Raw genomic sequence first — 12,595 nt, 5'->3', positions numbered from 1 at the left:
GTGGCTGATATTTATTTCCCTTGTTCCGTCGTAAGCTCCAAGTCACATAGAAACAAATATCCCCCCACGCGTACTAAAGGTAAGTAAATTATAAAATTACTATCCTTTATTTTATATTTTTTAATATGAAAATGTAATAATACCTTTGATTTATAGCTAATTGAAATTTTATAATTTACTAGACAGTAAAAAATTAATGCTTTAAGAATGTTTCCATTCCTAAAGCATATTTGACTATTTTAGAGCTTCTTCAAAAACTTTTGCTGCCTTTTCAGCATTGTTTTGTCCTTCTTCGTAATCTGGGATAATGAAAAGTCCTACATAATTTCCATTTACCTTTAATTGTGCTGCTTCAACTGCTTCAGGCTCTCCTGGATAAAATGCTGACGCCTTCTTATCCTCAATAACCTTTTCTAATGAATCCTTTACGGCATCAACCTTTCCCTCTTTAGCTTTAACAACTGCAACTACTTCTAATCCGGTATTAATCATACCATTTTCTACAGTTTGCTCTTCTACATCATCAAGACTTAAATGGAATTTTTCTTTTAAAAGTTCTCCTTCAACTGTTCCTAATGCTCTCATTTCCACTTTTTCTTTAATGCTTTTAACAATTTCACTTGTTGGAACATTTTTAGCTTCTTCCTTTGCTCCACAACCTATAAATGTTGCTCCTACCATTAAAGTAGCTAATAAAATTGATAATTTCTTTTTCATAATACCCCTCCGTCATCTTTTGTATTCCTTTACAATGTATCACATATTTTTCACTTTGAAAAGTTTCAAAATCATTACAATGTTAGTACTCCTACAAAACTTTTAACTATACTTAGTTATTCTTATACTTTTTTTCATAAATACTATATAAAATTAATGCAACCACAGAAAAGCTTATTGGTCCTGCTAGCATCATTATAGTATCAAATGTTTTTCCTGACATTGCTGGCTCTATTATTGTAAATATGTTAGCAAAGCCCACTATTATACATATAATAACTGCTACAAAAATTGAAGCTCCATAGGATTTATAAAATTCATAAGCTTTTGGAACCTTTCCTTCTAATTGCTTCTTTTTAAACTTAGGAAAAGCTCCCGCTAAAAATAAATATGGTATAGTCATGGCAACATTGGTCATTAAAACTAATACTCTAAAGAATTCTTTTGCACCTTTTCCTCCAAATGATACTAAAAGTATTATAAAAATTACTATAACAGCTTGAACACGCATAGCATTTATAGGCATTCCATTTTTTATTTCTCCAATTTTTCCTGGCCAAATTTCTTTTGGTGCTCCTGAAATCAATGTTTTTAATGGGGAATAGGTTAATGTGAAAAATGCTCCACTTAACGCCAACAACATTGATAAACCAACAAATCTAGCAACCCAAATGCCAATTTGTAAAGAAACTATCTCACTTAATCCCATTGCATTTCCAATTTGAACTCCAAAATTATTCATTAGAACATAAGCTACATTACTTAAATTAACATCTTGAGATGATAATACATCATTCCAATTAGTAAAAACTCCACAAGCAAATATTCCTATAGCATATCCTACTGAAATAACAAGAGCAGAAACAATTATTGCCTTAGGAAAATTCCTTTCTGCATCCTCAGTTTGGTCAACTAATCCACCTAATACTTCAAGACCTCCAAATGCAAAAATAGCAAAGGTTACAAAAGACAAGATTTGTAGTATTGATTGATAGTCTGGATTTGGCGAAACAAAAAATGCTTTTGCTCCATTAGTAATTGGTTCTGAAAACTCTCCACCATTTAAAGCGAATACTACAATAGCTCCTATAATTAAAACTACATTTAATATTGCTATAAAAGTTCCTCCTACAGATGTAATCTTAGTTATTTTCTCTATACCCTTAGTAGATATAAATGTGACAAAAATTATCCATAGTGCTCCTAGTATTCCTAATGTTTGAGTTGAATTTAATCCTAATAATGACCATGTAGATGTTAAATCCTTTCCAAAAAATGCATTTGATAAAGGAATCCATATAGATGATGCCACATTTACCATCCATACTATATAAGATGCATACCACATGAAGGTACCAATAAATGCATACTTAGGCCCTATAGACCCTTCCATCCAAGAATATATTCCACCACTTTCTTTCTTAAATGCAGAACCATATTCAGCCATAATAAAAGCATATGGTATAAAAAATGCTATTGCACTTATTATATACCACGGAATAGCTGCATATCCCATTAGTAAGAATGACCTTGGCATATTAGCAAATCCAAATACAGATGTAAAAATCATAAGTATTAAAGCCATTAATGTTAGTTTTTTTGTATTATTGTTCATTCTATCACCTCTATTTAACCTATCTAAAATAGGTTGAACAAAATAGAGAGATATTATTTATTAAATATAATAAAAGCTATAAAATTCATTAAAACCAAATTCTATAGCTTTTCTATCATATTACTAACTTAAATTACATCAAAGAAACTTACCTGATCACTTTCTGATAATCCATTTAAGCAACCAAACTTTCTAAGTAAATCTACTGCAGAATTACCTATTTTAGCACGTTTCTTTAAATTATCAATTGAACTAATTGGAGTTTCTTCATGAACAGCATTAAATATAGCTTCAGCTGCCACATTACCCATTCCCGAAATACTATTTAAAGGAGGTCTAAGGGCATCATCCTCTACTTTAAATTTATCCCAATCTGATTTATATAAATCTATTGGTAAGAACTTAAAGCCTCTTTCATACATCTCTAGTACAATTTCCAAATCATCATACATATCCTTATCCTTTGGAGCTGCATCATTTCCTTGTAAGCTTATTTCCTTCATTTTTTCTCTAACCTTTTCTTTTCCAAAAATCATATACTCTGCATCAAAGGCCTTAGCTCTTATAGAGAAATATGCTGCATAATATGCTAAAGGAATATGTACCTTAAACCATGCAATTCTAAATGCCATCATAACATAAGCTGCTGCATGGGCCTTAGGGAACATGTATTTTATCTTTCTACAAGAATCTATATACCATTCAGGTACATCATGATCTCTCATCATTTTTTCATACTCCGCCCACTTTTCTGGATCCTTTAAAGCCTTACCTTTACGAACAAGCTCCATTATCTTGAAGGATGTATTAGGTTCAAGACCCATTTTAATTAAGTAAACCATAATATCATCTCTACAACATACAGCATCACTTATACTTGTAATTACTCCTCCATCAATTAAATCCTTAGCATTTCCAAGCCATACATCAGTACCATGGGATAACCCAGATATACATAATAAGTCTGAGAAACTCTTAGGAAGTGTATCTAAAAGCATTCCTCTAACAAACTTTGTTCCAAATTCAGGTATACCAAAGGTACCAACCTTAGAATTAATTTGTTCAGGTGTAACCCCAAGGGCTTTAGTTGATGAGAAAATAGACATAGTTTCTTTATCATCTAAAGGTATTTTTTGAGGGTCTACTCCTGTAATATCTTGAAGCATTCTAATTACTGTAGGATCATCATGTCCTAGTATATCAAGCTTAAGTAAGTTTGAATCTATTGAGTGATAATCAAAATGTGTTGTTATAATATCTGAATTAGGGTCATCAGCTGGATGCTGAACTGGACAAAACTCAAATATTTCTCTTCCCTTAGGAACAACTATTATTCCACCAGGGTGCTGACCAGTTGTTCTTTTTATTCCAGTACATCCCTTTGATATTCTAGTAATCTCTGCTTTATTAGCTTGAGTATTTCTCTCTTCAAAATATTTCTTAACATATCCAAAGGCAGTTTTTTCAGCTATTGTACCTATTGTTCCTGCCTTAAATGTTGTACCCTTACCAAATATAACTTCTGTATATCTATGAGCCTTTGCTTGATATTCTCCAGAGAAGTTTAAGTCAATATCAGGCTCCTTATCCCCATTAAATCCAAGGAAGGTTTCAAAAGGTATATCCATTCCATCCTTATCCATCATTTCTCCACAAACAGGACAAGCTTTATCAGGTAAATCGAAACCATTCTTAGCCCCATAATCATTAAAATCTGAATGTTTGCATTTAGGGCATCTATAATGTGGAGGTAATGCATTAACCTCTGTAATACCAGTCATATAAGCAACAACAGAAGAACCTACAGATCCTCTTGAACCAACTAAATATCCATCATCATTAGATTTCCAAACTAGTTTTTGAGCAATTATATACATTACTGAGAAACCATTTTGAATAATAGAATTAAGTTCCTTATCCAATCTTTCCTGTACAATATCAGGTAGTTCTTCTCCATATAGCTCATGTGCCTTACCATAAGCTATATCCTTTATTTCTTGCTCACACCCTTCAATGTGAGGAGGACATTTTTCAGGAGATATTGGACTTATTTTGTCACACATATCTGCAATTAAATTTGTATTTGTAACTACCACTTCATAAGCCTTATCTCTTCCTAGATAAGAGAATTCTTCAAGCATCTCTTCAGTAGTTCTTAAATATAAAGGCGCTTGATTATCTGCATCCTTAAAACCTTGACCTGCTTCTAAAATACGTCTGTAAATTTCATCCTCTGGGTCCATAAAATGAACATCACCAGTTGCAACAACAGGTTTATTTAGCTTTTCCCCAAGGGCTACAATCTTTCTATTAATTTCTCTTAAATATTCTTTATCAGGTACTTCACCATTTCTTATAAGATAATCATTGTTACCTAAAGGTTGAATTTCTAAATAATCATATTCTCTTGCTATAGCTTCAATTTCTTCATCAGACTTTCCAAGTAGAATTGATTGATAAAGCTCTCCATCACTACAAGCACTACCTATAATTAAACCTTCAGAATACTTCTTAAACATACTTCTTAATATACGAGGTTTCTTATAGAAATAATCTAAATGTGAATAAGATACTAACTTATATAAATTCTTTAAGCCCACATAATCCTTTGCAAGAATAATAGCATGATGAGTTCTTAACTTCTTAAAAGCTTCCTTTTTAGCAGTTTCATCAGAAGCATAAATTTCTATATCTTCTAAGGTATTTACTCCTCTTTCCTTTAACATATCAAGCATTACCTTAAATACCTTAACTGTTGTATCAACATCATCTAAAGCTCTATGAGCAACATCAACCTTTATTCCAAGGTTTTTAGCTATTCTTCCTAGCTTATAAGTTTTATACTCTGGGAATAGCTCATAAGCTAGTGATAAGGTATCTAAATATGTAAAGTCAAATTCATAACCCAATTCTTTTGCAACATGCCTTAAGAATCCAACATCAAATTCAGCATTATGAGCAACTAAAACGCTATCTTTTATAAATTCTAAAAGCTTAGGAAAAACCTTATCTATAGTTTCAGCATTTCTAACCATATCATCAGTTATGCCAGTTACTTCAACAACTCTTGGAGGTATTGATTTCTCTGGATTAACAAAACAGCTAAACTTATCAATGACCTTACCATCTTGGTACTTCATTACACCTATTTCAGTTATTTTTTCTAACCTAGGTGAAAAACCTGTAGTTTCTAAATCTAATACACAATAAGTAGTATCAAGACTTTGCCCCTTAATATTTCTCACAGAAGGCTTTTTATCTGGAGCAAGGTAAGCCTCCACCCCATAAATAACCTTCATATCCGGATTATTTCTTCCTAATAGCTTATGTGCTTCAGGGAAAGATTGAACAACACCATGGTCAGTTATAGCTATAGACTTCATTCCCCAACTCATTGCTCTCTTTATTAAGTCAGCTGCACTGCTCATACCATCCATTTGACTCATTTTAGTATGAAGATGAAGCTCAACTCTCTTAACTTCTGACTCATCTCTTCTTACTACCCTTTCAAGTCCCTTTGTTTCAACTATGGTATTTGCAATCATCTCAACTTCCCCAGAGAAATTACTAAAACCTAAGTTACCACAAAGCTTAACTCCCCTAGCCTTTTTAAGCTTAGATATTACATCATCAGCTTGCTCTGGCTTAAGGAATGACTTACAAGTAAGAGAACCTGTTCCATCATATAAATCAAAAGAAACTAATATCTTACCACTTCTTAATTCCTTTGTTTCCATATTAGATAGTTCACCATATAAGGCAACTCTTCCCTCTTCAGGAGAGGCATCAGATATTCTTATTAATGATTCTTTAATATTAGAATTTCTACCTAATATTAAGAAAGGATTATTCATCTTTCCAGACTTCTTATCATCTTTACCCTTATCCCCTTCACTAGGAACAGTTGGGGTAGTATCCTTAGGAATAGATGGTCCAGTAGACCTAATTTCATTCCTAATCATAGACATTCTCTTCTTTTCTTCTTCTACTTGAAGCCTAATTAATTCATCTGCATCTACATTATCAACAAACTTTATACTATAGGATTTACCATAGAAGCTTTTTATGCCTTCCCTAATTTCCCTATCATACTTTAAGTCTCTAAACATTGTTGATACAGGCACTCTAAACTTTAATGTTATTGTATTACCACTTATTTCATAATCACAATTGTTAACAGCTACCCTAAGAAAAGGATGTTTATTAGAAACATAAGATATTATATTCTTAATTTCCTCTTCTATAGGCTTCATCTTAACTTCTTCAGTATAATTTACAGCAATCTTTGAATGCTCTAAATAAAACCTTCTTTTAATGAAGTTATTAAGTTCTTCAATTTCCTGTATTTCTATGTATCTATCTGAACTTATTGCTAACTCTAAAGTTTTAGATTTTTTCTTTAAAACTGCACTTTCAACCAAGGCAGTACTTATGTTGCTTCCAGTATTAAAATCACTAAAAACTTCATTTATCCTTTTCATAATACTTTATACCTTTCCATAACTTCAGTATGATTCTATTATATATAATTAAGTTCATAATTGCACATACAAAAAAAGGTATAGAGTTATATATTTTTATATAAACTCTATACCTTCTATCTTTTCAAATAATATTAAATACTTCTTCTTTTTCTTTTAAATATGAACATTACTGATAAACTCATTAGTGCTACTAAATATAGCATTGCTGTATTTGTTGTATCACCAGTTTTAACACTGTTAGAATCATCTACATCATTATCTGATGTATCTTCAGATCCTCCAGTATCAGTTTTGTTTTTCTTTAAATTATCAAAAGACTTACTTAATTTTTCCTTTGCTTCATCAATTTCATCTTGAGTACTTTCCACATTATCTTTCACATTAATTGCTTTATTTAATGCTATTTCAAAGTCACTCCAACTTTCAGGTGTATATTCATCCTTATTAAGACCTGATACTTTATCAATTAATTCTTCTAGTTCACTTCTATCAATTAATCCAGCCATATTATCAATTTCACTTAGCTTAAATTTTGCTTGTTTTATATAACATAAGTCTGTGGTTACTCCACCTGTCCAATTATTAGAGAACTCTTCATCCCAATGTCCATAAGAATCCATAATAAATGTACCATCATCTAAAACAACAACACCTGCATATCCAGTATCTCCTGATTTAGCGCTCTTAGAATAATCTTTACATATTTCAATACGATATTGTCCATCTCTTTGTTCCATAAGATCTTCATAAGTTCCAACCCATGCAACCCACTCTCCAGCAGTCCAATCAGCATCACCATCAAAAGTGTTATTTCCATTTAAATCATATTGAATTTCACGGAATGATATCACTAACCGACCACTAATTGGATCATATGCTGCTTTATGGCGTTCTCCTGCAAGAGAACCTGGTAAATCCATTGGTTTACTCCATGAATTTCCTTCATCATCAGAATAAATCATAGTTGCAGGATTATTATGAGATTGGCTACGTGCTAATCCAACAATACGTTTTCCATCTGGTGATCTGAACATACCAATTTCACACATTTTATACGTACTTTCAATATTACGATAATCACTTAAATATGGCTCTGGTTCACTCCATTGTTCTTCACCATTTTCATTAAATGTTAGGTAAGTTTTGTAGTTTACATAATCATAGTCATGGTATACTCCCATCCACTTTTGAATGTAATTTCCACTTTCATCTTTTAATTGTACTAAAGATGCCATACCTACAATAACATTATTTTCTTTTCCATTTTCATGATTAGAGTACCAATGCTTGTATTCTGTCCACGTTTCTCCATTATCATCAGAATATGAAGTATTCCATCCAGTTTTATTTCCATTTGAATCTGTTCCCCATCCAGGACATGCTGTAATCATCATAATACGCTCTTTTCCATTTCCTAATGGTAAAACATATAATGTAGGAGTTTCTTGAGAACCTATCCAACTACTAGGAATATTATTATTTTCCGTCCATGTTTCTCCATTATCATCACTAATTTGCATTATAATAGGACCTTTTCCATGTCCTTTTGGATATGCAGTAATTAAACGACCAGTGCTAGTGCGTACCATATCTGGTTGTCCAAGATATTGACGGTCTCCACCAGGTGATCTTTCAATATCAGTTAATCTATTTACTGGTAATTCATAGGTTTCTAAAGTATTTGAAATTGTTAGTTTCTTACTTACTTCAATAGTTACCTCTTCCTTATATCCACCTGCTTTATTCTCTACTATAATAGTAGTTAATCCACGTTCTTTAGCTGTTACTACACCATTTTCATCTACACTTGCAATATTTGGATTACTAGATGTGTAAGTAATTGTTTTATCCTCATTATCACTAAGTAGATTTGTTTCAACTGTATAAGTTTCACCAATATACAACCTCTTATAGTTTTCTGTAATATTTAATCCTTTAACTAACATTGTAGAAGCTATTTCACTAGGATTTAATACCTTGTTATAAACCTTAACTTCATCAATTAATCCAGTAAATCCTGTACTACCTATAATATCCATTGGGAATTTTACTGTATTCTTTTTTGTCCAGTCATTTTTTTGTATTAATTGACCATTTATATACATGCTTAATCCATCTGTTTTACTTTGAGTCCATGCTATATGATACCAATTATCAGGCTTAAAATCATATTGGAATGTTAATACATCTCCATTTCCTTTTCCTACACGGAATCCACTATCACGATTCTCTGCCATTTTTAATGATGCTGCAAAAGCCTTATCCTTATCACTAATAACAGATATTTCTTTATTAAACTCAGCATCTGTATTTACCCAATAAGCAATACTCCATGCATCATCAGCAGCAATTTGAGAATCTCCTTCTAAAGTCACACTCTTTCCATCTTCTGTTACTTTTAATGCATTATTAGACTTACCTTTTGCAATAGTTCCTTCATTAATTCCATTTCTAGAACCCCATTCATCAACTACTTTCCCATCTTTATCCTTATCAAAAGAATAATAAGAAACTTGTGCTGATTTATCAATTGTAACTGGTGATACTGTAACTTTAATAGTTGCTTTTTTGCTTTCATCTTGAACTGATATAGCAGTAATAGTTACACTACCTAGCTTATTTGCTGTAACTACACCTTTATCATTAACAGATGCAATTCCTTCATTAGAAGATGTCCAAGTTACACGATTATTTAATAGGTTATCTGGTTTTACAACTGCTTTTAATTGAACTGTACTACCTAACATGATTTCTTTTTCATTGCCATCAATTGTAACAGATTCAACTTCATTAGCTCCATTTTCCTTTAAGTTAATATAACGTTCTGTTAATTTATTAATTCCTTCAGTAAATTTTTCTACTTCTTGTGATAATTGATTTACTTTATCTTCACTTAAATATGAACGACTTGTAACTGGAGTAATTGTTATATTACCATATAAAGCATCAATTTCACTTTCTAAAGAAGCAACTTCTTTTTCCATAATTAGAAGTTTGTTTACATCACGAACACCCTTTGCCATAATTTCTAAACGAACTGAACTTTTACTTGTAGGATTTTCCGCATCTTTTTCATCTGGATAAATCAAGAAACAATCTCCTGGTTCAAATGCATTATGAGTTGTATCACGTAATGGATCTTCTACCCATGCATCATATGCCCATCTTAAGAATCCTGCTGTTTCACTTTTTCCAGCATTAATAATTGACCAATAGCTTTCTACTGGTGCACTTAATGAGAAATTTCCTGGTTGGTGCTCTGTACAAGAATATAAAGTTGTACGTAATCCTAATTCATTACGATTTTCTAACAATTTTTCAAACTCTTTTGGATGTTTTGCAGCAGCTGTATCTCCAACATTTAAGTCATATACTCTAAGTGCTAAATCTGGCTTATCAACAAATCCATCCATTGCTCCAGCTGTCTTTAAAGATTTTCCATGAATATTTTTCACAGAGTCTACAATATCAAAAGCCGCATTACTAAAGCCTCTTTCATCAATACCAATATACGATTCTTCAAACCACCCCATATTAGTTAAATGATCCACTAAATCTTGCAAAAAGTCTTTCCAAACCTTTGTATATCTAGCATCCCCAACCTTATATTTTTCATATACTAGCTTATCACCTTCCCAATAAGCAAAGCTATTATGCCATGGAGCAATACTATATAATACAATTTTATCTCCAATTCCAAGCTCTTTATTAAATTTTACCCATTTATCAAAATGAGTATAGTCATATTCAAACGTTCCATCTGCCTTCTTAGTCCACTTTATCATTGATGGATAATGCACATCATTTTTACTATATGTCTGCGCATTCCATGCATCTTCTACAATTGATGTTGTAATAGCATGTCCACCAATTTCTTTGTATTTTAACATACTTGATTTCATTATTTCTAAATGCTTTTCTGAAAATGGTTCTACATTATAGTACTCTGCACTACTATATGGATATTGCCATAATTCAATATCAAATCCATTTTCAAACTCTTTTGCATCAGGAAGTTCTGCATCTTGTACATTTAATGTATAAGTAAATTCTAATGGTTCTTTAATTCCATCTGCAGTTACTTTTAATTTTCCAGTATATGTTCCTGGTTCTGTTCCTTTTGGTACATTAACTTCAACCCAAACATTTTGTAATTTATTAAATCCAATTTCTATTGGTGTTGTTTGGTATAACACATCATTAGATTCACTACGATTTGTTTCAGTTTCTGCTGGTACCTCACGATTTTTATCACCATATCCTAAATATTCACCATTATACGCTTTTACAGACTTAATAAATGTAGCTTTTATATTATCTGATTTTAAAACCTTTTCACCATTTTTAAAATCACTAACTGAAATACTTACATTACTTAATTTGCTGTCTTTTGAATATAATGATATTTCACTAATTGCCTTATCATTTTTCCATGCTGTAAGAGTTGCAGATGTAGTTCCTAGTTTCTTAACCTCTTCATAGCGATCTTGTGTATACTGAGTATTTACATCAACAATACTTCCTCCAATTCCTGGAACAGCTTTCTTTACATTTACTGTTATTTCTTTCTTAATATTTGCTTTTTCACTAGATACAGTTATTTTTGCAGTTCCTTCTTTTACAGCTGTAATAACACCTTTACTGTTAACTGTAGCAATATCTTTATTTTGGCTTTCAAAAACTATATCATTTACTGTTACATACTCTGGTGTTAATGTATACTCTATTTTTTGAGTTGCTCCCTCTGACATTTCATAGCTTTTTTCTGCTAATATAATATCTTTTATAACATAAGGAGCATGAGAAACCTCTGCATATGCTACTTGATTAACATAGTTACTGCTACCTGAATTCTTTTTAGTTTGCATAACAGCTTTTAATGTATGATTTCCTTCTTCTAAACCACTAATTTTATATACAGATTGTGCTTGTGTTCTAGTAGAATTATAAAGATCTACTTCTTTGTCGTATTTACCATCTATAGTAAATTTCACAATCCCATGGTTATGATTTTTATTAGCAAATATCTCAATTCCATTTCCATAGAATGGGATCTCATAGTAACATTCTTCTGCCTTAGATACATCACCTTTTGTATCTATATACGCTTCGCTGCTAGAAAAACTCCACTTAAAACCATTTGGATTATTATAAGTAAACTTATTTGTTGTTCCTTCTACTTTAGTAGGTATTATTTTCTCTATTTGATTATCAGGATTATCTTGAGATGCTCCAATTACTTTTGCATAACTCACCTGTAAACCTTTACCATTTTCTGCTAAAGTAACCTTTACTGTATGCCTTCCTTTTGTTAGTCCTGTCTTACTATATAATTTTGTTGGTGTATCCGCTTCACCTTCAATTTTTACCTTCTCTATTTGACCATTATCTAACTGGAACATGTTGTAGTCATCACTTTTTACACCCCATAACTCTACTCCAGTCCCCTCAAAGGTAAATGTATAAGTATGCTTTGCAGCCTCTTTAGAATCATTATTCCATACCCAGTGCTGTGTCTGCGCATACTCTTCACCTTTAATTGATGATTTCTTATCTGATGCCCATCCATTTTTTCCGCTAGTATCTGTTTCTTCAGTATACGTAAAATAATGTACACCAGTTGTCACAGTATCATCAACAAGCATTTCATTCTCTGCAGCAAATATATATTGTATATTTACTGGCATTATGCTCATGATAAACGTAACAAGTAATCCAATTGAAATCTTAAAAAATCTCTTTCTCATAATTTCTCCTTTCTTTTAAAGTATATAAATTT

At 31.7% G+C, this 12,595-nt stretch carries 4 protein-coding genes; all 4 read right to left on the bottom strand.

What is annotated here, in order from left to right; genetic code table 11:
* Positions 1-234 precede the first annotated feature (234 nt).
* On the bottom strand, positions 235-717 hold the full coding sequence (locus G594_RS0103685; protein WP_027097329.1) for a DUF4358 domain-containing protein: 483 nt from the start codon (positions 715-717) through the stop codon (positions 235-237).
* 112 nt (positions 718-829) lie between these two features.
* Positions 830-2,332, bottom strand: coding sequence for a glutamate/gamma-aminobutyrate family transporter YjeM (yjeM, locus tag G594_RS0103680; protein ID WP_027097328.1), 1,503 nt, complete (start codon positions 2,330-2,332; stop codon positions 830-832).
* Between the two features lie 128 nt (positions 2,333-2,460).
* Entirely contained in the window at positions 2,461-6,813 is a 4,353-nt protein-coding gene (gene polC / locus G594_RS0103675; protein WP_027097327.1) for a DNA polymerase III subunit alpha, read from the bottom strand.
* 134 nt (positions 6,814-6,947) lie between these two features.
* Positions 6,948-12,563: a glycoside hydrolase domain-containing protein gene (locus G594_RS0103670; protein WP_027097326.1), complete on the bottom strand. Its 5,616-nt coding sequence runs from the start codon at positions 12,561-12,563 to the stop codon at positions 6,948-6,950.
* Positions 12,564-12,595: the final 32 nt, after the last annotated feature.

The sequence above is a fragment of the Clostridium paraputrificum AGR2156 genome (assembly GCF_000424025.1).
Taxonomy (GTDB): Bacteria; Bacillota; Clostridia; order Clostridiales; family Clostridiaceae; genus Clostridium; species Clostridium paraputrificum.
The sequence above is the reverse complement of the archived record's forward strand: the minus strand, read 5'-3'. Positions and strand labels throughout refer to the sequence as shown.

Coding starts and splice junctions, on each gene's coding strand:
- yjeM (WP_027097328.1), bottom strand. CDS start 2,332: ATGAACAATAATACAAAAAAACTAACATTAATGGCTTTAATACTTATG.
- G594_RS0103685 (WP_027097329.1), bottom strand. CDS start 717: ATGAAAAAGAAATTATCAATTTTATTAGCTACTTTAATGGTAGGAGCA.
- polC (WP_027097327.1), bottom strand. CDS start 6,813: ATGAAAAGGATAAATGAAGTTTTTAGTGATTTTAATACTGGAAGCAAC.
- G594_RS0103670 (WP_027097326.1), bottom strand. CDS start 12,563: ATGAGAAAGAGATTTTTTAAGATTTCAATTGGATTACTTGTTACGTTT.